The sequence below is a fragment of the uncultured Bacillus sp. genome (assembly GCF_958411575.1).
GTDB lineage: Bacteria > Bacillota > Bacilli > Bacillales > Bacillaceae > Bacillus > Bacillus spizizenii.
In genome coordinates this window covers 214944-239300 of the sequence record NZ_CATYRA010000002.1, presented here as the reverse complement: position 1 = coordinate 239300, position 24357 = coordinate 214944, and the positions used below count along the sequence as shown (strand labels likewise).

Sequence of the window (24357 nt, the reverse complement as noted above, 5' to 3'; positions counted from 1 at the left end):
TCTGCTCACTAAGCAACTGGCTGACGAATCCTCTTCTTTGTGTTAGGTTCTTTCATTTGGACGGACAATATGTAATGATGTAATGTACAGTTAGAAATTTTATTCCAAACAGCCACATGTGATGAACAGCGGTTAATTTGTTGTCCTGCATAGCTTCTATCAGAAAGGTTTCAGATAAAGGCAGCGGACAAGTTCCCGCTCTTGTTTGCAGATAAATCCCCTCATCCCCGGCTCCGCTTTTTCTCCGCCTGCTTGTCAAAACCAGCTTCTCATGATGATGATAAGGTTTTAAAATGCCTGTCATACTGCTGAATGGAAGCGGTAGAGAAATGTTCATATACCCTTCTCCATTTGAACGATACACTGAATATAGAGCGGTAAAAATGGTTTCGTTTTTTTCATTTGTTCTGATCCAGGCACGCACTTTTTTTCTCCCGTCACTTTTCGAATGAACACCCTTTATCGTGCTGTACATCCTATACCAGTCAGGGTTCGTCGAGAGATGTATTTGGCCAGTTCTTCTGCTGAACCATTCGTAAACCATTGCAAGCGGCCGAAACCACGTGCTCCACGTCACTTTTGCTTTTATATCATAATCAATGGTTTGTTCATAAAACGAAAGAATGACCGGTGCCAGTTTTTCGGGTGAAAAATCTTTTGACCGAAGGCTTCCCATATCATCCACGAGCCCTCTGTACTGAACGTTATTTTCAGCTTGAATGTGAGCTAAAAAGTCTGTTCCAATCCTTCTTTTTCCGTAGATACGGCTGAATGTCTTTACGCTGTCTGCATCAAAAGGCTTCGGATCTTCTATTCTCCATCCTATGAGGGCAGGCAATATAACAAAAAACGCGTTAACAAAACCGTGAATCCAAATCATCTGATTAATGGTCAGTGTAACGTCTTGCCGAAATACACCAAATGAATAAATCATCGAGAAAGAGATCGTTATCATTAGAACGGCAGAAGAAAGCCGAATAAGAAATTTCCCCGTCTTGCTGCGAAAAGCTGTGGTGAACACCAAAAATGCGTGCAGATAAAGTGCCGCCATATAGATGCCAACCGCAATGACATCAAGTGTTTTTGAATATGTGATACCAAGCGCGATCAGAAGGGGTGAAAACAATATCACCCATGTTATCCAACTGTACAACATCCGATTTTTCCTGGTGATCCTCCCGAGCAAGCCGTTAAAGATCGGGATCAGAAAAGCTGAATAATGAAAGTGGACAGCAGTCAGCAAAATGATGAGAGGGCCAAATTGCATCATCTGCAAATGTGCAGCATAAGCAAAAAACCAAAAACCTCCTCCCGCCAAATAGATAAGCCCGAACAAAACTGATGTCTCTTCGATTCTATGTATCTTTGTTTCCCAGAGGCGAAGGACCACATACAGCGCAATAAAAACTGTGTATATCCACCAGATCAGCGCGAACCCTCCGATGTCTGTCACAAGAGCCAGTACCGCAAAAAAAGCGGCTGCCGGATAGCATTTCATTAACCCAGATTCTAGAGATTGAGCAGCCCGAAGCTGCGATTGACGAAAGACAAAAGGAAGTATTCCCGGCACGAAAAAAAGAATGGATACCAAAACAAGTGCCTCTGCCACTGAGATATGGGGTGCTTCCGCTGCAAGAAATCCTATAAAGCAAAGCGCACTGATCATGCCATTTCGTTTTAACATGATTCTCTCTCTTCTTCCTGAAACATTCCATTATAAAAGAAAAGAGTGCCGAGTATTGTATTTTGGACATGCACTTGAATGGTGAAGCAATTCTTGCTTTCGTCAAACGTTTCGCAAACAACGGATGTACCGGTCAGCCATTTTGGGAGCGCTATTCTTTTTCCGCATATCAATAGCCATTGCTTTCCCGATGTAATCGTGAGAGAGCCGTCAGCAGATGCCTCGAACGCTAAAACAGACAGCAAAAGATGAGGTTTGCCGAAAAAATCAAGTATTCTATCTTCTTTTTCGTCGTATACCATAATCGCGTCAAAGTAACGGTTTTTGCCTTTAAAGAAAAATGTACGATTCCATTCTATCCCGGTATGTTCCCGATTCAAAAGACAAGCTCTATTTTGTATCGTAAAAGGAATGTCTTTGCCTCTTTCTGAAAAAAAGCACCTGAAAAAAACACCCAGCTTTAACAGCATTCTAACCAGAAAAGAACCTCCGCTTATTTCGGACATCGTTCCTGTCCCGCTGAATGTATGAGATTCATCTAATTGATATCGTTTTTGCAGCTTGGGGTGCAGCAAATGATAGTTCTTGATCGTTTTTTCATAAATCGAACTCACAATGTCACTTCTTTCTCTTTCGTTTTGTGTGCCGGGCACTAGGAAGCTGCAGACTAAGAATGCCGCTTGCCGCAGAAAACACACTCAACGGAATCCACAATACTATCTCGGAACCTAGAATAGCGAATCCTGCAAAGAGACAAGCCTGGACAACATGAATGATCCATTTTCTCTTTAATGGAATCAGCCACAAAATACCCAATCCTATCTCCGCTGTTCCTGCCAAAATGTTTGTTTCAATACCTGTAAAACCTTGAAACATCCAAAACAGACTGAAAAACAGACACATTAACACATAGACGATAGCAGATCGAATGAAGTATTTCGGATGCTTATTTTGCTCAATCCAAAGTCTTAAAACATCGAAGCTCCATGCAGTCGCCCAGCCAAGAAGCGGCCGAAATAATAAACGATCGATCCATCTTCCCGGCAGCCCGTAGGCTGTTTTGTATTGATACTGTGTTAAAAACGTCAATTTCCCGTTGTCCCGCTGTATATACTTCCAGTACCCGCTGCCATGCTGAATCAGAGATAACGGATGATCAGATCCAAAAGCCAGTGAGGAAACTCTTTCAGATGAACATTTGTCGAAAACACCGACTGTTTCTCCTGTACCCGATACCTTTAATCCAAAGCCTATCCTTGTTTCGTAAAGAAACTTCTGCTTTTCGTATGGCTGCCTATGCAAATACGTGATATTTGAAAACCGGAGGTCCCATTCCTTATGCAGCGATGGGTTTTGTGTATATGCCCAAAGCTTATCCAGATCAGATCTCATTTCGATTTCTACATAAATCGGTTTCTGTTTCACAGCCCCTCCTCCCTTCAATTTGAAGCAATTCCTATATTAGCATATTGACCATCCGAAAAATCCATTTCCTCCAAAAAAAGTATATTAACCCTAAAAACACATAGAAAAAGAAGAGATATTTGCCTTCTCTTCTTTTTAAGCATCTATTTGATTCATCACTGTGTTTTAACCGTTCCATAATCTGATGAGCGAGCTCGGGAACCACCGTTCATCATAATCTTCAGGCGATTGAAGCACCATGCTGAAAGTGACTGGAACAAGCAAAACAAACGGCTTGCCGTCAAGCAGAATGGCTACCCTGCCTTCCATTAATCCGCTTATGACGCGGTCAGGCCGTTCTGTACTCTGTACTAGCGGGAATGGACTCAAATAATTATCCTCAATTAGCTTCTCAACGTAACCTGATTCCGGCAAATGATCTATCTCAATCCCTAAAAAAGCATGATGAACGTCTTCATCATGCTTTAAAGAAGTCAAATGTAAAGAAGGTTCAGAAGAAAGCCGCCAATTACACCGGTGACTACAATCACCCAAGGAGGCAGCTTCCAATAAGCAAGCATACTAAACAATAAAGCCGCAAACGCAAAATCAATCGGATTCAAAATCGCACTTGTCCAAATCGGAAAATAAAAAGCTGAAATTAAAATTCCGACTACCGCTGCATTTACTCCTGCAAGAGCTCCCTTTAGGTTAGGATTCCTCCGCAAAACATCCCAATAGGGCAACGCACCTAAAATCAGCAAAAACGCAGGCAGGAAAATGGCAATAGCAGCTAACATTCCGCCCTGCCAGCCGCCCATGACTGCACCTAGATAGGCGGCAAATGTAAATAAAGGCCCCGGCACAGCTTGTGCTGCACCATATCCTGCTAAAAATGCTTCTTTGCTGATCATTCCAGCTGGTACAAATTCCTGTTCCAGTAACGGCAATACAACATGTCCCCCGCCAAAAACCAAGGAACCTGCCCTATAAAAACTGTCAAACATAGAAAGCCAGCGCAAATCCGCAGTTTCTCGCAGAACAGGCAGAAGAACAAGCAATCCGAAGAATAATGAAAGACACACTGTTCCGAATGTCTTAGAAATAGGGAAATGAAATGCTGATTCTTTTTTGTCGATAGACTCTTTAAATAGCAGAAAACCAATCGCTGCTGATATGATTATAATACCTGCTTGGGTAAACACAGTTTGCCATAAAAGTGAAACAACCAATGCAAACAAAGCAATCGTTTTTCGCTTAACATTAGGTGTCAGTTTTTGAGCCATTCCTGTTATAGCATGTGCAACAACTGCAACCGCTACGATTTTCAAACCATGAATCCAGCCGGCTTGCTCTATATCGGTACTTTTTAACATAAGTGCAAATATGATAAGTGCCAATACAGAGGGCAGTGTAAAGCCGAGAAATGAAACGATACCGCCAAGTAACCCGCCACGCATAACTCCAATCCCAATTCCAACTTGACTGCTCGCCGGCCCAGGCAAGAACTGGCACAACGCAACCAAATCAGCATAGCTTTTTTCATCCAGCCATTTTCTTTTGCGAATATATTCTTCATAAAAGTAGCCCAGATGAGCAATGGGGCCTCCGAATGATGTAACTCCAAGTCTTGTTGAAACAATTAAAATTTCTATCAGAGTTTTAAAGCTGTAACGCTTATGTTTGTGCATTGCTCCCTCCCATGTTCTCAACATTTAAAAAAAGCTGAAATACTCCACTTAAGTATAAAAAACTGAACCATGTTTGCAAGCGCTTGATTTGAAATGATAACGAATCTTAACTTTATTATAATAAAAAGGCTCAAAATGAGCCTTTTTTGCAGTGTGGAATAGATTAAAATTCCAGCTTGAAGCTATCTTCCTGATCTGACACTTCTACAGGTATTCCCATTATCGTTTTCGGTTTGGAAACGTAAACAAAACGCATCTCTTTCTCTAGTTGCTGAAACGTTTTTTCACTGACTACAATTCTAGCCGGCTTTCCCGGACTGTTATCAATGGCTGCTTTAATTTTCCCAAGCATAAAAAAACCTCCTGTTTTAGATTAAACCAGAGATATAACCATAATCAAATTGATGATAGCTAAAACTCCTGAAACATATGCTATACGTTTGTTCCTCCTCCAGAAAAACAGCACATTGGCTAATAAAACAAAACTGATGAAGGCATCAAATCCACGCAAAACAATTTGGCTGAACAGAATTTTCGGTTCAAAAATAACAATTGCAACTGCACAAACCATCATGAATGAAAAGACGAAAAGATACACTTTCCACTCTCTCACTGTATTTTCTTTCTCGTACACGCAGGAACTCTCCCCCTTAAACAGATCCAACTGGATGGGACTGATACAATGTTCATCAACAGGCTGCAGCATAAATCATGCAAGCTATGGACATGATCTTATTAGTTATTATATGATTTAATCCAAAAAACATCATATGTAAGAGGTATACGAAATGGATCAAAATCGCGAAAATACATTGCCGGATATTACGAAAAACATTATCCTTGAGGCACCTATTCAGAAAGTCTGGGAAACAGTCTCCACTTCAGAAGGCATCGCCAAGTGGTTTATGCCCAATGACTTTCAGCTGAAAGAAGGGCAAGAATTCACCTTACAATCACCGTTTGGACCGTCTCCTTGTAAAGTTTTGACTGTTCAAGTTCCCACTGAACTTTCATTTGAATGGGATATAGATGGATGGGTCGTTACCTTTCAATTAGAAGACTTGGGAGAAAAGACGAGGTTTACCCTTATTCACGGCGGCTGGAAGGAGCCAAATAAAGTGATTGGCAAAGCAAACGAGAAAAGCTCCATCATACGCGATAAGATGGATGGAGGCTGGACTGGCATTGTAAATGAACGGCTTCGTAAGACTGTCGAAGAATAACAAAAGAGAGAAGTTTCTCTCTCTTTGTTTTCAAAGGTTATACTTCCCAGTTTGAGTTCGTCAATCATAAAACGTAACTGTTTTAGATTTACCAGAGTAATCGGTAACAAAGAACTCAGCCTTGTTATTGCTCCCATCTACAAATTTTCCAATACTGCTAAAAGTGTGGCATTCTCCGGGTGAAAAATAGTTTGCCCCTACATAATCATCAGGATTGTCACCGGCATCATCCTCATATAAGTGCAGCGAGACAGAAAAAGGAGTGCTTCCTGAAAGGCAGACTCTAAAATCTCCTCCGCTCGAATATACTGTAGGACTTGAATAAGTATATGTGTAAGTCCCCAGCTTATCCCACTCCCCAGCTCCAGCAGTTCCCACTTGTTCTGCTTGTGCCGTTAATGGAAAAAACGCAGCGAATCCAAAAATAGACAGGAATCCAATTACCTTAGTAAATCGCATCATCCAGATCTCTCCTCTCTTTCTACCAAAGCAAATCACAGTACTATACGTATCATTTCTTTGAATCTGATTATGCCTTCCCGTATGGCCGATATGATCCTTGTACCCCCGATACCGGCCAGCGTCAACAATACTTGATCCAGATCACCTCCCCGCTTTTTTTGTAAATGGCATTGGACATTATATTCGGCTGTAGCCGTTTTATGAATCAGCCTTTGTAATTTCATTACGCCAGCTGCCGGCTTTTAAAATGTTCAAAATAAAAAATACTCGTTATTTTATTTGTAGGCTTTTTCGTATTTGGTCCTGATAAACCGCGCTTGGCCGTTATGCAGGAAAAGCATTATCAGAATGTAAACAAGCGACCAGCGGACAGAATAAAGATGTATAAAAAAGTGATTAAGAAAACAAAGAAGACAAACAATATAAGATCAATAATGTAAGCCGATGAAAAATCGGCTATCTATGTTGATTTGTTTCTGTGTTATCTGCCTCTTTTTCTATGATTTGGACAGCCCTTTTTTTCTTCTATGATTTTATCTGTCCAAGCCGCACAATCAATTCGCCATATAATAAAGCGTATCAACAATAAAGGAGGAGTAAATATGGGTTATTACAAAAAATATAAAGAAGAGTATTATACGGTCAAAAAAACGTATTATAAGAAGTATTACGACTATGATAAAAAATATTATGACTGTGATTATGACAAAAAGTATTACGACTATGATAAAAAATATTATGATCACGACAAAAAAGACTATGACTATGTTGTAGAGTATAAAAAGCATAAGAAACATCACTAAACTCCATTAACATCTCCTCGATTTCACTTTTTCCCCGGCTGATGCCGGGTTTTTTTGTTTGATCTACTGTTGTAACTGAAGTTTTTCTTAATGACAGAATCTAAAATCCTTGTGAATATTTAGTACATAGTTTAATTAGTTTATAAGTGCGATTGGTTCTGCCTCCAATTATTGCAGTTTTAAAGAAACTTTTGTAAACTCTTTGAGGGCCATTACTTAAAAGGAGAGATTCTTTGTCTAAAAACATAGCATTTTATCTCATGTTACTTTGTTTAATTATATCAATTGCCATGAAAAACTTTGATGTAATACAAACGATTGCCAATGTTAGCTGCTTTGTTTTCGTTTTGCTGTATGCTAAAGAGGAATTGAAAACATATACACGTAAATCGTTGGCGATCCTAAGTATTTGTTTTCTATTCTTAGTCGGTATCTGTACTTTTATGATTTTACAAGGACAAGCATTTATTAAAGATCACCCCCTCTTTACCGGCTGGGAAATAATAGCGGTCATTCTTTTGATTATCGTTTCTTTAAGCATTTGTGTTTTTATCTTGAGGAAGATTTCAAATCGGTTAAAACCCTTGTAAGCTAATCCTTTCATCTAGTAAATGTATATAATTTTCAAATTGGAGGAGCAGTTTCACCCCATAAACCATCCAACATGAAACTTATTGGTAAGATGAGGCATTTTGTCGATTGATATACATAAATTCAATTCCAAAATAAGGTATAATAAATGACGAAACCACTATTAAAAGGGGGAATTTTGTTGAAAAAAGTATTGATTGCAGGTGCAGTAGGAACAGCAGTTCTTTTCGGAACACTTTCATCGGGTGTACTAGGCTTGCCCGCGGCAGACACTCAAGTCGCAAAAGCAGCCTCCCAGCTGCCTAAGGGGATCGGCGGCCGCGCCTACCTGAACAGTACTGGCGCAGTTTTCACAGCAAAAATCAAACTTCCTGATACTGTTAAAAATGACGACTCAGTCTCTACGCCTTATATTTATTCAGGCTTTAGGGCAACAAGCGGAACTGAGGCAGACATCGGGCTCCAGTACAGCAAACAATACAACGTCTGGAAGCCTCTCATGAAGGTTGGGGCCAAAAATGAAGAAACGTATACCGAAGGCAAGGACAAATTCACATACAAAAAAGGCTTCCGCCCTGGAAGCACAGTCCAAATGACAATCTATAAAAATTTGAACGGCAATACACGCATGACTCTTTGGGGAACGAACAATGACGGTTATACCGGACGGATTATCACAGAAATCCAAGGAACCAACATCGGCACGATTTCAAAATGGAAAACACTTGCTACCGCGGCTGTTTCGTATGAAAGTCAGCGTAATTCTATCAAAGCAACTTTTTCAACGGCTTTTAACAATATTACAATTGACAATAAAGCCGTCACTCCTGTGGTAGATACGCAAGATTTTGCAAAGGTTTCTGTTTCAGGAAATAACGTTACGATTTCTGTTAATAAATAAAGCAGCAAAAGGCCGCCGGCATTGCCAGGCGGTTTTATTAGGACAATTACAAAAAATGGCATTCTGTTCATAGCTCGGGTTATTTTTTAGAAATAATCATGAACATCTTCAGCTTTTTGTTTATACCATATTTTAATAGAGGGTGGAAATTGTGAAATATGGTTCTTAATTTTATTAGGATTACCTATTATCAATCTAAAGAGGCAGCATTAAACTGCTACCTCAAATAAAAGCTTGTCCCCATGTTTATAGTTGAATAACTTGAAATCATCAATGGTAAAGTCATAAAAATCTTTGACTTCAGGATTGATCCATAATTCAGGTGCTTCAAACTGCTCTCTTTCCATTTGGATTTTCAAATTGTCTATATGACGTGTGTACACATGGCAATCCCCAATGTTAAAGATATATTCACCAAGCTCATAACCAGTAACTTGAGCAATCATGCGCTGCAACACATTGTACTGGAATACATTGAATGGGTTCCCCAACGCCATGTCATTGCTCCGTGCTCTTACCTCGAGGTGGAGCTTACCTTGCTTAACATACCATTGAGTTTCGTATACACATGGCGTTAAGGCCATTGAATCTAATTCATCTGGATTCCATAGCATTGTAATGTGTCTGCGTGAAGATGGGTTGTTCTTCAATTGATGAAGAAGATAATCAACCTGATCAACTTTTTCTCCATTTAGATTTCTGTTTTTCTTGCCCAACTGAAATCCATACGCATGTCCAATGGTGCCGTCTTCTTGTTTCCACTGATCCCAAATATGTACGCCCATCTTGTTTAATTCAGTAACATCGTTAGATTTTAGCTGCCAAATCCAGAGCAACTCTTTTATGGCTGTTTTCCAGGCAACCTTTTTTGTCGTTAAAATCGGAACTTCTGAGTTGTCGAATCTCATTTGTTTACTAATCACGCTTAGTGTGTGAGCCGGTGTTCCATCAGAGTCCCACTTGGTTCTTACATTGAATTCTTCATCTGAGATTCCATTATTCATAATATCCTTTATGATTGAATTGTATTGTTTATCGAATTGAGTCATGACTATTCATATCCTTCTTTCATTTTCAGTTACTTGGCATAATTTATTACGAAAACAATATTAACGCAAATACTAAGCACGTGCGATAAAATGGGATTCTTATTCCAATCACGTGTGAAGAGGAGTTATCCCCCTCTTTTACACCGGTATTTCTTCATAACATAGTCTGCCACATAGCTCATATTTACCGCCAGTTTGATACATACACCGTTGATAACATTGTTGAGGATTATATGAAATGATTTGATATTGAGGCAGATGAAAATTCATATAGTAAGGTGTTTGTGTATACCAAATTGGATATTGTCTAAACACATTAAATCCTCCAATCGCTCCCTCTGATTTAATGCATTGTATTTTACCTCAATATCAATTGTCACTTGTCCATGTGCAATTGGGCTTTCTTTCAAACAAATCCCCTCTAATTTCATTCATTTGATTATTAACATTTTTTTATGATATTCGGCAGCAAATCATTTCTTCTTTTATCCATTTTGACCGATTTTTGCTGTTTGTTGACGTCTTACTTTAAATCTTTCAAAAGCAGCGTCAGAAATCACATCATAGAGTGCTTGAATCTTAACCAAGACGTTCAAATATTCAATTAGAGAAAGTCTCTCTTTACGTATATTAATCTTCTCCATACACTTTATCAGTGATTGAGTCCTTTCTCCCGCTCTTATTTAATAAGCAGTTATCCGTTTTGTTTTCAGAAAGTTTATTAAACAGCCTCTTTTTACTATTTTTATTTCATTTGACCATACCATATCGTTTAAACTTCATAAATTAATTTTGAATAAAATAAAAGGAGGAATTTAATTGGGTTATTATAAAAAATATAAAGAAGAGTATTACACTTGGAAAAAAACGTATTATAAAAAGTATTACGACCATGATAAGAAGCATTATGATTGCGACAAAAAGTATTATGATCATGATAAAAAATATTACGATGATCACGATTATCATTACGACAAAAAGTATTATGATGACGATGATCATTATTATGATTTTGTTAAATCGTATAAAAAACATCACTAAATCTTTTAAAGATCTATTTATTTCCCCGGTGACATACTGGGGGGTTTTTTTATGATATTTGTCGACGATACTCAGATTTTTTTGTGAACTTGGCTCATGGCTGCTGTAAATTCAATTATTAATGAACACATGTCATTTATCTTAGCTTATAATTAGTGTCATTACTGGTTTTTAATTGCCTTCCCCTACTTATAAAAATTTAGATAAAAGTACTCTTTTATAGAGATGCTTATTTCATCGGCATCTCAATCCTAAATGTGGTAAAATCGACAAAGATGTAAAAACTGTAAATATAAGAAAAGGAGCATTGATATGTATATAAGTATTATAACTTTAGCATCCATGCTTTTATGGGGTGCAGTTATTCATGAACTTAGTAAACCTTCAAAAAAGCAAAGCACCCGAAAAATTGTTTCTTTGACATCTTTAGGTTCTTTATCTACTTTAGTCATTACTATTTCGCTTTTTCAAAACTACCCTTTTTAAAGTTTGTTTATAATTAAATCCTTCGTATTGAATATTCATTTTATACATATTATTATATGTACCTTGGCTGAAACCTCCATTGTTCAGATCACAGCATGAAAACAGCCAAGGTTTTTAAATTTGCTTACATTGTTCCTGTTGAACCGTGTCCGCCTCTATCTTCATTCCCTAAACGCTCGACTTCAATTAATTCAACTGCCGGCATCTTTTTCATGATTCTGAACTGGCAGATCCGGTCGCCTTTCTTAATCTCTGTGTCACGTAACGCATATGCAGGAAAGAACCAAAAATCGTTGTCTCCCTTGTACGATTCATCGATAACACCCATTGAGTTTGTTTGAATAACGCCAAAGTTCTTATAAGTACTTGAACGAGGAACAACATGTGCTTCGTAACCTTCAGGCAATTCCATAGCTACACCTAATGGGACAAGCTTAAATTCATCTTTTTTAATTGCTATATCTTCAGCTGCCCGAAGATCAATCCAGTCTCCTTGCTCAATTTTGCTGATTCTTGTTTGTGTTTCATCTAGATATTTGATTTTAATCTGTATTGTCATATGTATTACTCCTTATAAATTATTGAATTATCATACGGTAAGGCCTGTTCTTGTGTCGTTTTCATCAGTTATAAATTGAACTTCTTCAAAATCATTCTTTAAAGCATTGAAGTAAAGTTTTTCAATGGCATTTTTGTTTTTACAGTATATCGAAACATAGCTATTATCTGCAATCAAAAGGACAAGTTCGCAATCACTGTCAATAAACTCTTCATATGTCCGGACTTGATTAACCGTTTTTCCAAATGGAAATGCTTGCAGTTCAACGAAAATGGTATAGTACTGATTTGTTTTTAATCGATTCGCAAAGTCAGTCCCTTCAACAATTGCGTAATCATTAAAGAGCTCCTCATTATCTAGCTCTCCGTCTACAACAACATAAGATTCCCCACTCGTTTGCCACATATAATTAGCTATTTCTAACGGCTGCAGTATTCTCCATAGATAATTTCCATATTCATTCGGTATTTGAAAACTAACTCCCCTTTTCATGTTTACTCCTCACTTAAACGATTTTCTGAATATGAATTTAATTATATACTCAGATGTTAGGTTTGTGGAACAAGGAATCAACTGCCGGTTGATACCGATCTTCTTTTACACATTTTCTCAACCTTCCCATTTAAAAAGTTCTTCCAAGTTCAATAACGTTCCCCAGTTCTTTATCAAGGAGAGTTAGCCCGGCCAGTACCTTCATATAAGTGTCCTGATTGTTTTTCCCGGGTACTTCTATGTGAGGAGAATTCTTGTTAATAGAATCTTCCCGGAAGCCAGAACAGTTTCATGTTTGGGTTATAGAACATTGAAAGCAAATATTTCGGCATCAATGACGCCTTCTCGTATATCATAGATTTGCTGTTGAATGATTTCAAATGAAGTTGAATAAAATAAGATCGAAACTATCCAACAATTAACATTTATTTTGCGGCTACATGCGGTTTTACTATTCCATAAGAAGGAAGGAAGCGTTAATGACAAATCTTTGCCGAGAAGTTTGGATTGAAGTCAATCTTGATGCCATAAAAAAAAATTTGCGAGCGATTCGCCGTCATATTCCACATAAGAGCAAAATTATGGCTGTCGTAAAAGCGAACGGTTATGGTCATGGGTCTGTAGAAGTGGCGCGCCATGCACTGGAACACGGGGCGAGTGAGCTCGCTGTTGCCAGCGTGGAAGAAGGAATCGTTTTACGAAAAGCGGGGATTACAGCACCTATCCTTGTGCTTGGATTTACCTCCCTTAGTTGTGTGAAAAAGTCAGCAGCTTGGAATATAACATTATCAGCATTTCAGGTTGATTGGATGAAAGAAGCTAACGAGATATTGGAAAAAGAAGCGAGTACTGACCGGCTGGCTATTCATATTAACGTGGATACTGGGATGGGACGTTTAGGTGTACGCACAAAGAAAGAACTTTTAGCAGTAGTGAAGGCACTAAAGGCAAGCAAATCCCTCAGGTGGACAGGGATATTTACACATTTTTCTACAGCTGATGAAGCTGACACCACACTAACCAAGCTGCAGCACGAAAAATTCATTAGTTTCCTCAGCTTTTTAAAGAATCAGGGCATTGAACTGCCCACCGTGCATATGAGCAACACGGCTGCAGCTATTGCTTTTCCGGAATTTAGTGCGGATATGATTCGTTTAGGTATCGGCTTATATGGGTTATATCCTTCAACCTATATCAAACAACTAAACCTCGTGAAGCTTGAACCTGCATTAAGTTTAAAGGCGCGTATCGCTTATGTGAAAACCATGCGGACAGAACCCCGAACCATTAGCTATGGTGCGACATACATCGCAGAACCAGACGAAGTCATTGCTACACTCCCGATCGGATATGCTGACGGTTATTCTCGCACTCTTTCCAATCGCGGATTTGTTCTTCATCGCGGAAAACGAGTGCCACTGGCGGGAAGAGTGACAATGGATATGATCATGGTTAGTTTAGGAGAGAGCGGTGAAGGTAAACAAGGAGATGAAGTCGTGATTTACGGTCAGCAAAAGGGAGCTGAGATTTCCGTTGATGAAGTGGCTGAAATGCTTAATACGATTAACTACGAAGTGGTGTCTACATTAAGCCGCCGCATCCCTCGTTTTTATATAAGAGATGGTGAGATTTTTAAGATTTCAACTCCAGTATTATACGTGTAGATTTACAGGTGCATTTTTTGGTAAACACCTTTAATCTGAATCAAGATAACCAGGAGGGATTTTGAGTTTGTTTAAATATGATTTTCTACCCCCCTATTATAAACAGAGGGGGTTTAATCAGTCATACCTCAATAACTGATTTCTCAGGAGTACTTTTATCGTGTCGAGAACGGAAATGCTCTTCAAGTTCTTCAAGTGTACGCCCCTTTGTTTCCGGCATGAATTTGTAAACAAAACCGATTGCCAATACACCCAATGCCACGAATATAAAGAAGGTAAAAGACAAACCGACAGAGCTAAGCAATATTGGAAAAGCAAAACCAATCATAAAGTTTAAAATCCACAGAAAAAAAACACTTATTCCAGAACCAAGTCCTCTTAATCTTTGAGGGAATATTTCCGCTATGACCAGCCAAGTCACAGGCCCTACGCATCCTTGCATAAAGGCAAGAAATAAAACGGTCAAAGAAAGAACAGCATAAGGGAGTGCTGCAGATCCATCAAGCACTATTGAGAATATTGCTATTAATAAAAGTGCTGTCGTCGTTCCCGCCAAACCAATCATTAATATTGGACGCCGGCTCACTTTACCGACCAGCCAAATCCCAAATATAACTGCTATGACTGATATCAGCCCATTGCCAATATTAGCGATTAAAGCTGCTTTTGTACCAAAACCAGATTCTTTAAGGATTTGAGTGCCATAATACATAATCGAGTTAACACCTGTAATTTGATTCACTATGGCAACACCGATTCCAATGAGTAAAAGACGGCGCAGCCATGGTGTGGAAAAGTCACTGAGTGATGCCTTCTCCAGTTCTGTATCTTTTTCTACCGCTGCTTGTATTTCTCTAAATTCAGTTTCTGCACGTTTCTCTTCTCGAATTTGTTTAAGAACACGCAGCGCCTCACTTTTTTTGCCTTTCGAGATTAGCCATCTCGGGCTTTCTGGAACCTTGAGCATACTGGCAAATAACATTAAAGCCGGAACAGCACAAAGAACCAGCATGTATCTCCAAACATGTCCGGTATTTGCCATTGTAACACCAAGAATCGCATTAAAAACATATGCTAAAAATTGCCCGCCGACAATCATTAGCTCATTTTGAGTTACCATTCGTCCTCTCTTCTCATGCGGTGCCATTTCTGCCAAAAAGGCCGGTACCATCGCTGAAGCTCCTCCAACAGCCAGCCCGAGCAAAAAACGAAAGACCGCCAGGATTGAAACATTAGGTGCTAATGCTGTTCCAAGTGATGCTAGAAAGAATAAAAAAGAAAGATTAAGGATCATTTTACGGCGGCCATAGCGATCAGCTAATCTGCCGCATAACAACGCTCCAAACGCCGCACCTAATAAAAGAATACTTGTAACAAGCCCTTCTGTAACCGGTGTTAACTGAAGCTGATCTGATCTTGCCATAAAAGGCAAAGCTCCATTTATAACTCCGGTGTCATATCCAAAGAGAAGCCCTCCAAATGTTGCTGAAATCATTATTAATTTCAATCTTCGATTTCGATGTTCATTCATATCTATTTCCCCTGCCTTTATTAAGAATACTTAATAAGTTCTTTCAGTGTGGATATTGATACAAAACTAAAGTCATCTCTATCTTAGATTTCTGCTTCTGGATTTGTAATCGCTTTCATATTTCACCGGTAGCAATTAATTGTTATGTTGTAGTGATGTTCTTGTCACATTATTGCCATATCTGATATGATCATAATTCCAAAAGCATTTTCAGTCAACTATATTTTCAGAATTGTTCGTTTTTGTTATATCATAATTATGTTTTTGTCACTTCATTGTGAAGTTTACATTTTGACTGTAAGCAATTTCAGTGTAATCTCCCTTAGCGTTATGGATATATTTTATTCACAAAAAATGTGCACATCGTTATAATGATGATGTTTAACCGATCAAAAGGAGAGCATACAAGAACTTACATTCTAGAGAGGAAATCAATATGAAGAAAGTTTTGGTCAGTATTATCGCATTGTTTTAAGTATTCCTTTAGCAGCTTGTGAATCAAATCACGCAGAAAAAAGCCATTCAGATTCTAATGACACAGAGCAAGTCTCTCAAGATACTCCATCTAATGAAAATAAACAGCCAGAACAAAAGGCTGGCAAATCCTATTCAAAAGATCATAACAAATTGGTCGATGTTTCGTTAGATAGAGCAGTTGATGGAGATACGATTAAGATTAGTTACAATGGAAATGTGGACACAGTTCGCTACTTGCTCGTTGATACACCTGAGACTAAAAAACCAGATTCATGTGTTCAACCATATGGTGAAGATGCATCTAAACGAAACAAGGAACTGGTTAGTAGCGGTAAGCTGCAATTGGAGTTTGACAAAGGTGACCGCAGAGATAAGTATGGAAGACTGTTAGCTTACGTTTATGTCGATGGCAAGTCTGTTCAAGAGACATTATTGAAAGAAGGGTTGGCCAGAGTAGCGTATATATATGAGCCTAACACAAAATACATAGACCAATTTAGGAAAGATGAGCAAGAAGCGAAATCAGAAAAACTTTCAATCTGGAGCAGGAATGGTTATGTGACTAACAGAGGATTTAAGGGTTGCGTGAAATAGACAAACAGTAAGGCTAAAAAAGCATCAACGTATTAGAATGCATCTCCCAAGAATTGAGTGCAACTTCCACTATATATGAAAATGAAACCTCTTCTGCTCCAGCGTCAACTCGAGGAACAGAAACGTTTACAAACTGAGTTAAGGAAGTTATAGCTGCCATTCTGCTTACCAATCAGACAGGGATCATGACAACTATTCCTGGAAATTTCTGATGTATCGCCAGGAGATACTATAATATATTTTTTTATCTGTTTTAGTAACTCCTAATAGATAGAGTTGATCGTGCTTTTTAAACATGATCTTGTTGAATTATAAAAAACACCCCTTCACGTTAATGTGAGGGGTTATTTGTGTGTAAACATAATTCCGTTTCATTGCACATCAAGAGTTTGGAGTGTTACTAAATCGGAATTTGAATCAAAACTTAAGAGGATTATTTACTTTTCCCTCCAATAGTCAGTACATTAGTAGATACATTAGCACTGCCATTACTTTGATATCCCTCTACCGTAAGCGCGGTTTCATACATTTTACCCATTGGCATTCCTAAGCTTTCCCACTTCTTGAAGTGTTCGCTGACAGATACGGTTCCGCTCGTTCGTTTTGTCTGCCGGACACTCCAATACTGTTTAAAGGTTGCGATACCTATAATAGAAGGTTGGTTGATCCGAGTGGTCTCATAAATGTCATATGTGCCCCCATCAACAGTAATAGTACCCTTTGGCGTACCGGTCGGTCTATAAGTGCCCCAATTATCGACGATATAATATTCTACGAGCGGATCCTTCGTCCATCCATAAACACATAGATAGGAATTTCCTCTCGGATTGAAGGTTGCGTTGTAATTAATTGATATGTTTCCAAGCTCTGAGTGAGTCTTGGTTGTATCGAATTTCTTGCCTTTTCGGAATAAAGCATTCCCAATGTTACTCCACTGGGCACTAAACGCGCCGCCGCTATTGAGCGTCATACTGGTGTTCCCATAATCCTTCCACAATTCATAGTCGTAGCCATCTTGGGAGCCGGTTTGATTTGAGGTGATTGTAGTTGCCGCCTGAGCGGACCATGCAGGTAATGACAGCAATAGACTACATAAAACTGCTAACAAAAACTTCATTCTTTTTTGTTTCATTTGGTTACCCTCCTGTTTGATTAAATTGTATTTAGGTCTTACCGTTATGTTTTGTTTGTTCTCACCACCTTTCAAAAGAAGGCAGCCATAGTAGTTATATTATTGTTCCTGCTATCCCCCTAAAAAGTTAGTTTATAATGTAATAGCTTTGTGTTTTTTGGTTGGAAATAGAATTACATTAAATGATTTTTTGATGCCGCTTTCCTTTTTGTTAACAGATATATATAACCAAACTTATCTATAATGTAGCTGTAATGTCATCAAAGGCATATGATGATGATTAATCGTTAATTGTTCTTTCGTTGATCTCCTGATAATAAATAAACTCTTTAGACCATCACTTATCATTAGTTTTTTCGAAAGCTCTTCAAAGCTGTATTTAGATCCTTTGTATGAGTGTAAATTTTCTTATACAAATCAAATAGTGTTTTATATTTTTGAACATTTTGTTCCTTTGGATAAAAAGCAGTAGCCTCGCGAATAAACTGCTCTGCGCATTCTTCAAGGGATTCAAACCATCCACTTCCAAAGGCAGCTAGCATAGCAGCCCCCATGGCTGGGCCTTGTTCATTTTCTAACTGAATCACCTTCGCATTGAAAATATCAGCTTGCATTTGCAGCCACGTTTCGTTTTTAGCTCCCCCACCAATAGAAACAACAGTATGAACTGATTTTCCCGCTTCGCGGAATAGCTCTATTGATTCATGTAAAGAGAATGTGATGCCTTCCATTATTGCCCTCAAAAAGTGCTCTCTTTTGTGGGCTCCATCCATTCCGATCAAACTTCCCCGAATGGAAGAATCAGCATGTGGCGTTCTTTCACCAACCAAATAAGGAGTGTATAGTAGTCCATTGGCTCCTATCGGAATAGATTTCACCCCCTGCAATAATTGCTCAAACGATTCGTTTGGTGCAAACGTTCTTTTAAACCAGTCCAAGCTGTATCCTGCAGCGAGCGTGACTCCCATCGTATAAAAAGAATCCTTTTTTGCATGATTAAAAAAGTGCACTTTCCCTTGAAAGTCTCTTTCTTTGCCCTCTTCGTAGGAAAGTATGACCCCTGACGTCCCAATACTGCATAATGTTTTGCCGGAAGAAAGAATACCCGCACCAATAGCACCGCAAGCATTATCTGCTCCCCCAGCGTACACTTTTGTTTTTTTCAATAGACCTGTCTCCGCCGCAACGTTCGGAAGCAACGATCCTACACAATCATGAGATTCAACAAGTCGAGGACAAATATCTGCAGAAATACCAAATTGATTGCAAATATCATCGCTCCACTCCTTGCGGGTAATATGTAAAAGTAAAGTTCCTGCTGCATCGGAGTATTCGGTGTGAATGGCACCAGTCATTCGGAATCTCACATAGTCTTTCGGAAGCAAAAAAACAGCAGTTTTTTTAAAAAGTTCAGGTTCATGTTCCTTCACCCATAAAATTTTAGGTAATGTAAACCCTTCTAGAACACGGTTTTTTGTGATGTCAAGCAGATTATTGCCAAATTTTTCGGTTATCCTGATACATTGAGGCGTCGTTCTGGTATCATTCCAAAGAATTGCATGACGTAACACCTGACGATCTTGGTCAAGCAGTACTAACCCATGCATTTGTCCTGAATAGCTTAGTCCGTCAATATCCTCGGCTCGAACGTTGGATATCGAAACCAATTCAGCCAATGCATCAATTGTTTGCTGCACCCAATCTTCAGGATTTTGCTCACTATATCCCGTCTTCTCTTGGATGAGCGGATAACTTTTGGACGTTTCTGCACAAATCTTGCCGTTTTGATTGACTAAAATGGTTTTAACAGCACTTGTTCCAAGATCTATTCCTATGACATACTTCATTTTTTCACTCCTTAACCTTTTAAAAAAACATTCATCTAAATAAATCCCAATTATAGAAATTACCCGTCATAACATAAGCAAAAGTAATGGAATCATGACGGGTAGTTTAGGTGACTTGGCTATCCTGCTATCTCTTCTTACTAGCAGGATCTGGAGCTTCTCTTTCACCTGTTATACTTCTAAAATGTATTGGTTCAATATAGCTTTTAATCGCTCCTGTCTTCCAGATTCATTTTTAATTGTTTTATTATTTAGCGCATATTGCTCAAGAGTATGGAAATTAGCTCTTCCTTCTGTAATTTCAAGACCAATTCCTTCAGTAAAACTGCGATAACGATGTTGAATCACATCTTCAAACACACGATCTTCGATTAATTTGTGGGCTACTTTCAATCCTCTTGCAAATGCATCCATCCCTGCAATATGGGCATATACTAAATCATCAGGCTCAAAAGAAGATCTTCTGACCTTCGCGTCAAAGTTTAAGCCACCGCTTCCAAGGCCGCCATTTTGCAGGATTTCGTACATTGCTAATGTCGTAGAATATAAATCTGTGGGAAATTCATCCGTGTCCCAGCCTAAAAGAGGATGACCCTGGTTCGCATCAACAGATCCAAGAAGACCATGTACTCTTGCCATGCGTAATTCATGTTCGAATGTATGCCCGGCTAATGTGGCATGATTGGCTTCTAGATTTAATTTAAAATGATTGTCTAAGCCATATTGCTTCAAAAAGGCAATGGTTGTTGCTGCATCTGTATCATATTGATGGGTGGTCGGCTCTTTTGGTTTTGGTTCAATCAAAAACTGCCCTGTATACTCGATTTCCTTCGCATAATCTACTGCCATATGCATAAATCTCGCCAAATTATCAAGCTCAAATTTTAAATCGGTATTTAACAATGTTTCGTATCCTTCACGGCCGCCCCAAAATACATAGTTCTCGGCGCCAAGCTCTTTTGCTGTTTCTAACCCTTTTTTTACTTGTGCTGCAGCATACGCAAACACATCTGCATTACAAGAAGTCGCGGCTCCATGGACGAAACGGGGGTTCGTAAACATGTTTGCAGTATTCCATAATAACTTAACGTTGCTATCTCTCATGTAATCCTTAATCATGCCCACGATAATATCTAAATTTTGATTTGTCTCTTTTAACGTACTTCCTTCTGGTGCAATATCTCGATCATGAAAAGCAAAAAATGGTGCATCTAGTTTTTCAAACATCTCAAATGCTGCTTCTACTCTTGCCCTAGCTAGATCCATGCCTTTATAGTGATCCCATGGTCTTTGCATTGTAGCTGCTCCAAAAACGTCTGTGCCATCAGCAGTAAATGTATGCCAATAGGCAATAGAAAATCGCAAATGCTCTTTCATCGTTTTTCCGCCGATTACTTCTTGAGGATTATAATATTTAAATGCTAAAGGATTAGTGGAAGCTTTCCCTTCGAAAACCACTTTGTTTACGCTTCCAAAATAGTTAACTGAACTAGAATGAGATTGAGCCATGTTATTTCCTCCTTAAAAATAAATTCAAATACAGATGCATTTTATGTCATATTGTAAGTAAGTTGCACATTAGTTTGTTGCCCAAACAAACTAACTTATTTTAATCTTAAATAACCTCATCAGTATTTTCAATATTTTTTTTAGTTTTTCATGAACACATTAGATATAATAAAGGTAAGATTCGCTATGTACTAAATCTCATACTGAACACAAAAAATTTTAACTTAATTTAAAGGTTATACAAATGGAGTGGATGAAGTGGATATCGCAGATCAAACCTTTGTCAAAAAAGTAAATCAAAAGTTATTATTAAAAGAAATACTTAAGAATTCACCTATTTCAAGAGCAAAATTATCTGAAATGACTGGATTAAATAAATCAACTGTTTCATCACAGGTAAACACGCTGATGAAAGAAAATCTTGTATTTGAAATAGGTCAAGGACAATCAAGTGGCGGAAGAAGACCTGTCATGCTTGTTTTTAATAAAAAGGCAGGATACTCCATAGGAATAGATGTTGGTGTGGATTATATTAGTGGCATTTTAACAGACCTTGAAGGAACGATCATTCTTGATCAACATCACCATTTAGAATCGAATTCTCCAGAAATAACTAAAGACATTTTAATTGATATGATTCATCACTTTATTACGCGTATGCCACAATCTCCGTACGGGCTTATCGGTATAGGCATATGCGTGCCTGGACTAATTGATAAAAATCAAAAAATTGTTTTCACTCCGAACTCCAACTGGAGAGATATTGACTTAAAATCTTTCATACAAGAGAAGTTCAATGTGCCTGTTTTTATTGAAAATGAGGCAAATGCTGGCGCGTATGGAGAAAAAGTATTTGGTGCTGCAAAAAATCACAATAACATTATTTATGCTAGTATCAGTACAGGTATAGGGATCGGTGTTATTATCAACAATCATTTATATAGAGGGGTAAGCGGATTCTCTGGAGAAATGGGACATATGACAATAGACTTTAATGGTCCTAAATGCAGTTGCGGAAACCGAGGTTGCTGGGAATTGTATGCTTCAGAGAAGGCTTTATTAAAATCTCTTCAGACTAAAGAGAAAAAAGTGTCCTATCAAGATATCATAGACCTCGCCCATCTGAATGATATCGGCACCTTAAATGCATTACAGAATTTCGGATTCTATTTAGGAATTGGCCTTACTAATATTCTAAATACATTCAATCCACAAGCCATCATTTTAAGAAACAGCATAATTGAATCACATCCTATGGTTTTAAATTCAATTAGAAGTGAAGTGTCGTCCAGGGTTTATCCCCAATTAGGCAATAGCTATGAATTATTACCATCTTCCTTAGGAAAGAATGCACCGGCATTAGGAATGTCTTCCATTGTTATTGAACATTTTCTAGATATCGTTAAAATGTAATTCATTATTAAAATGTACAAATCTCTATGTTATACGCTCATCTTCAAAGATGAGTTTTTGTTTATTTTAATGTTGAATAGGATAATTTTATGAAGGAATATTTACGTATGATACCTTCTCATATGAAAAAGGAGTTCTAAAATAGAAGTCTCCTTTTTCACGTACAAACTATTTTTCTTTATAGCGAAAATATCTAAAATCGGCCGGAATATGATTACCACTGGTATCTTGACATTGCATCCCTACAAAGGCTCCTGTAAAGAACCCTCCTCCCCGGATGTAATCATCAGATAATTTTTTCGATTCCAATGCAATGTTAATTTTGTGCCAATCTTCTTTGTTAAAAGAATAGAAATAATAATATTTTTCCTTTTCAATATTTACTCTTAAATATACATACTTTACTTCACAAGGAATAACAATTTTATTTTTTAATGGTTGTGAAAAAGAAAAGTTATCACATATTGTTAATTCAAGAATCCGGCCAAGTTCTTCATCATGCGTGACTTGAAGAGCCGTCCAGTTCTCTGTATTGTAATAGTTCACCAATCCAGCGGCTTGTTGAAAATTCTCCGGATAAAACTCAATAGCAGTTTCCGCTTCAAAATGGAGACTTTGCCAACGTCTGGCTACAAATGCCTGAGTAAATGTCGAGGTTAATGATTCATGACCGAATAATCGCAAATGACTTGGCACTTGAGTCAATGAACCTAATTCATTCGTAAACGGGATCCTTAAAGTTTGAAAATTAATATTTAATTTCGAATCCTCGAATTCATCAACTTCCGGGTACGTTGCTGGAAACATTTTTTCGGGTATAGAAGGCGCTTCTACCTCCAAGCTTCCTTCTTTTCCACCTACTACATAAGGCCATTCATCTTTCCAATAGAGTTTTTGAATAGCTGTTTCTCTGCCCAAAGGACAATATCCTCTCTGCTGAAAAATTGAATCATCGTCAGGATGAATTGGACGTCCCGTTAAATGAGCTAAATACCACTCACCTGTATGTGTTTGAACAATCGATGCATGTCCACATTTTTGCAGTGGATTTCCTGGATCATGCCATGACGTTAAGATTGGATTATCGGGATGAACTTCATATGGGCCTTCAATATTTGTAGAACGGGCAATTGTAGCAGCATGTTCGAACCGTGTTCCTCCTTCTGCAGTTAATAAATAATAATAGTTCCCGATATGATAAAGGTGCGGAGCTTCTGTTAATTTTCTATCAGTTCCTTTAAATATAACTTTCGGTTTACCAATTAATTTTCGCTCCTTATCAGAATACTGCTGTATGACAATTCCTCCAAATGAATGCCGATCAATACGTTGATCCCATAACATATTTAATAAATATTTTTTTCCATCCGTATCATGGAACAAAGAAGCATCAAACCCCGAACTATTTAATGTAATCGGCTCCCCCCAATCACCATCAATCGTTTTACAAGTAACTAAATAATTGTGACAATCTTTCCAAGCGCCATCTACTACCTTAACATCCGTATAGATCAGCCAAAACTTTCCGTCACTATAACTTAAACATGGTGCCCAAACCCCGCCTGAATTAGGGTTCCCTTTCATGTCTAATTGTGAAACTCTCTGTAATGGATGTGCGACTAAGTGCCAATTCACTAAATCTTTTGAATGGTGTATCTGGACACCTGGAAACCACTCAAATGTAGACACAGCGATATAATAATCCTCTCCTGCCCTACAAATACTTGGATCGGGATTGAATCCTTTAAGTACTGGATTGATAATCTTCATTTGGAACTCCTCCTCAGCTATTTTCTTTTGACTC

The 24357-nt window shown here is 38.2% G+C and carries 23 protein-coding genes and 4 pseudogenes; 9 read left to right on the top strand and 18 right to left on the bottom strand.

The window, feature by feature from the left end; genetic code table 11:
- Window positions 1-52 precede the first annotated feature (52 nt).
- The 7 genes and pseudogenes from Q5C82_RS04730 to Q5C82_RS04700 all read right to left on the bottom strand — a co-directional run bounded on the left by Q5C82_RS04730 (window position 53) and on the right by Q5C82_RS04700 (window position 5413).
- Entirely contained in the window at window positions 53-1684 is a 1632-nt protein-coding gene (locus tag Q5C82_RS04730; protein ID WP_003221194.1) for a YndJ family protein, read from the bottom strand.
- On the bottom strand, window positions 1678-2298 hold the full coding sequence (locus Q5C82_RS04725) for a DUF4166 domain-containing protein (protein WP_003221192.1): 621 nt from the start codon (window positions 2296-2298) through the stop codon (window positions 1678-1680). Before Q5C82_RS04725 ends, Q5C82_RS04730 begins: the two co-directional genes overlap by 7 nt.
- A gap of 4 nt (window positions 2299-2302) precedes the next feature.
- Window positions 2303-3109, bottom strand: a complete 807-nt coding sequence (locus Q5C82_RS04720) for a hypothetical protein (protein ID WP_003221190.1) — start codon at window positions 3107-3109, stop codon at window positions 2303-2305.
- Window positions 3110-3286: 177 nt separating this feature from the next.
- Window positions 3287-3643 (bottom strand): annotated as a pseudogene (locus Q5C82_RS04715) (spore germination protein); the annotation flags it as partial.
- Window positions 3583-4779 (bottom strand): chromate efflux transporter, encoded by a 1197-nt coding sequence (gene chrA, locus Q5C82_RS04710; protein WP_003221185.1) that lies wholly within the window; start codon window positions 4777-4779, stop codon window positions 3583-3585. The pseudogene Q5C82_RS04715 and the gene chrA, both read right to left, overlap by 61 nt.
- A gap of 163 nt (window positions 4780-4942) precedes the next feature.
- The gene (locus Q5C82_RS04705; protein ID WP_003221183.1) at window positions 4943-5131 is read right to left on the bottom strand and encodes a hypothetical protein; all 189 of its coding nucleotides are present in this window, start codon (window positions 5129-5131) and stop codon (window positions 4943-4945) included.
- A gap of 21 nt (window positions 5132-5152) precedes the next feature.
- On the bottom strand, window positions 5153-5413 hold the full coding sequence (locus Q5C82_RS04700; RefSeq protein ID WP_003221181.1) for a hypothetical protein: 261 nt from the start codon (window positions 5411-5413) through the stop codon (window positions 5153-5155).
- A gap of 154 nt (window positions 5414-5567) precedes the next feature.
- Between Q5C82_RS04700 and Q5C82_RS04695 the strand changes: the two genes are divergently transcribed.
- Window positions 5568-6002 carry an SRPBCC domain-containing protein gene (locus Q5C82_RS04695; protein ID WP_003221179.1) on the top strand — a complete coding sequence of 145 codons (435 nt, stop codon included), beginning with the start codon at window positions 5568-5570 and terminating at the stop codon, window positions 6000-6002.
- A 60-nt stretch (window positions 6003-6062) separates the two neighbouring features.
- Here the strand turns inward: Q5C82_RS04695 and Q5C82_RS04690 are convergent, their stop codons facing one another.
- A complete protein-coding gene (locus Q5C82_RS04690; RefSeq protein WP_032727327.1) occupies window positions 6063-6461 on the bottom strand; it encodes a hypothetical protein in 399 nt (132 codons plus the stop codon).
- A 266-nt stretch (window positions 6462-6727) separates the two neighbouring features.
- Between Q5C82_RS04690 and Q5C82_RS20475 the strand changes: the two are divergent.
- The 4 genes and pseudogenes from Q5C82_RS20475 (at window position 6728) to Q5C82_RS04675 (ending at window position 8759) form a co-directional block, all read left to right on the top strand.
- Window positions 6728-6852: pseudogene (locus tag Q5C82_RS20475) on the top strand (twin-arginine translocase TatA/TatE family subunit).
- A gap of 214 nt (window positions 6853-7066) precedes the next feature.
- Entirely contained in the window at window positions 7067-7267 is a 201-nt protein-coding gene (locus tag Q5C82_RS04685; RefSeq protein WP_003221173.1) for a spore coat protein CotC, read from the top strand.
- Window positions 7268-7500: 233 nt separating this feature from the next.
- Window positions 7501-7857, top strand: coding sequence for a YoqO family protein (locus tag Q5C82_RS04680; RefSeq protein WP_003221171.1), 357 nt, complete (start codon window positions 7501-7503; stop codon window positions 7855-7857).
- 179 nt (window positions 7858-8036) lie between these two features.
- The gene (locus Q5C82_RS04675; protein WP_136975848.1) at window positions 8037-8759 is read left to right on the top strand and encodes a YrpD family protein; all 723 of its coding nucleotides are present in this window, start codon (window positions 8037-8039) and stop codon (window positions 8757-8759) included.
- Between the two features lie 209 nt (window positions 8760-8968).
- Here the strand turns inward: Q5C82_RS04675 and Q5C82_RS04670 are convergent, their stop codons facing one another.
- Both Q5C82_RS04670 and Q5C82_RS04665 read right to left on the bottom strand, forming a co-directional pair.
- Window positions 8969-9808 carry a thymidylate synthase gene (locus Q5C82_RS04670; RefSeq protein WP_003221167.1) on the bottom strand — a complete coding sequence of 280 codons (840 nt, stop codon included), beginning with the start codon at window positions 9806-9808 and terminating at the stop codon, window positions 8969-8971.
- A gap of 266 nt (window positions 9809-10074) precedes the next feature.
- Window positions 10075-10239, bottom strand: coding sequence for a hypothetical protein (locus tag Q5C82_RS04665; RefSeq protein WP_136975847.1), 165 nt, complete (start codon window positions 10237-10239; stop codon window positions 10075-10077).
- A 388-nt stretch (window positions 10240-10627) separates the two neighbouring features.
- On the opposite strand from Q5C82_RS04665, the gene Q5C82_RS04660 reads away from it, so the two are divergent.
- Window positions 10628-10849, top strand: a complete 222-nt coding sequence (locus tag Q5C82_RS04660) for a hypothetical protein (protein ID WP_003221163.1) — start codon at window positions 10628-10630, stop codon at window positions 10847-10849.
- Window positions 10850-11459: 610 nt separating this feature from the next.
- Here Q5C82_RS04660 and dutA read toward each other — a convergent pair.
- From dutA to Q5C82_RS04645, 3 genes and pseudogenes are all read right to left on the bottom strand, one after another.
- Complete coding sequence (dutA, locus tag Q5C82_RS04655) at window positions 11460-11894, bottom strand: dUTP diphosphatase DutA (protein ID WP_003221161.1); 435 nt, start codon at window positions 11892-11894, stop codon at window positions 11460-11462.
- Window positions 11895-11924: 30 nt separating this feature from the next.
- Window positions 11925-12386, bottom strand: coding sequence for a DUF2691 family protein (locus tag Q5C82_RS04650; RefSeq protein WP_003221159.1), 462 nt, complete (start codon window positions 12384-12386; stop codon window positions 11925-11927).
- Window positions 12387-12543: 157 nt separating this feature from the next.
- A pseudogene (locus tag Q5C82_RS04645) lies at window positions 12544-12742 on the bottom strand (hypothetical protein); the annotation flags it as partial.
- Window positions 12743-12865: 123 nt separating this feature from the next.
- On the opposite strand from Q5C82_RS04645, the gene alr reads away from it, so the two are divergent.
- Window positions 12866-14050, top strand: coding sequence for an alanine racemase (alr, locus tag Q5C82_RS04640; RefSeq protein ID WP_003221157.1), 1185 nt, complete (start codon window positions 12866-12868; stop codon window positions 14048-14050).
- A 121-nt stretch (window positions 14051-14171) separates the two neighbouring features.
- On the opposite strand, the gene Q5C82_RS04635 is transcribed toward alr, so the two are convergent.
- Window positions 14172-15587 carry a sugar porter family MFS transporter gene (locus Q5C82_RS04635; RefSeq protein WP_079996371.1) on the bottom strand — a complete coding sequence of 472 codons (1416 nt, stop codon included), beginning with the start codon at window positions 15585-15587 and terminating at the stop codon, window positions 14172-14174.
- A 430-nt stretch (window positions 15588-16017) separates the two neighbouring features.
- Here Q5C82_RS04635 and Q5C82_RS04630 point away from each other — a divergent pair.
- Window positions 16018-16652, top strand: a pseudogene (locus Q5C82_RS04630) (thermonuclease family protein).
- A gap of 433 nt (window positions 16653-17085) precedes the next feature.
- Here Q5C82_RS04630 and Q5C82_RS04625 read toward each other — a convergent pair.
- The 3 genes from Q5C82_RS04625 to xylA form a co-directional block, all read right to left on the bottom strand.
- A complete protein-coding gene (locus Q5C82_RS04625; protein WP_003221148.1) occupies window positions 17086-17784 on the bottom strand; it encodes a glycoside hydrolase family 11 protein in 699 nt (232 codons plus the stop codon).
- Window positions 17785-18131: 347 nt separating this feature from the next.
- Window positions 18132-19631 (bottom strand): xylulokinase, encoded by a 1500-nt coding sequence (gene xylB / locus Q5C82_RS04620; protein WP_003221146.1) that lies wholly within the window; start codon window positions 19629-19631, stop codon window positions 18132-18134.
- Between the two features lie 171 nt (window positions 19632-19802).
- Complete coding sequence (gene xylA, locus Q5C82_RS04615) at window positions 19803-21140, bottom strand: xylose isomerase (protein ID WP_003221144.1); 1338 nt, start codon at window positions 21138-21140, stop codon at window positions 19803-19805.
- Between the two features lie 258 nt (window positions 21141-21398).
- Between xylA and Q5C82_RS04610 the strand changes: the two genes are divergently transcribed.
- Window positions 21399-22553, top strand: a complete 1155-nt coding sequence (locus Q5C82_RS04610) for a xylose repressor (protein ID WP_003221141.1) — start codon at window positions 21399-21401, stop codon at window positions 22551-22553.
- 168 nt (window positions 22554-22721) lie between these two features.
- Here the strand turns inward: Q5C82_RS04610 and xynB are convergent, their stop codons facing one another.
- Window positions 22722-24323, bottom strand: coding sequence for a xylan 1,4-beta-xylosidase (gene xynB, locus Q5C82_RS04605; RefSeq protein WP_003221139.1), 1602 nt, complete (start codon window positions 24321-24323; stop codon window positions 22722-22724).
- Between the last annotated feature and the right edge of the window lie 34 nt (window positions 24324-24357).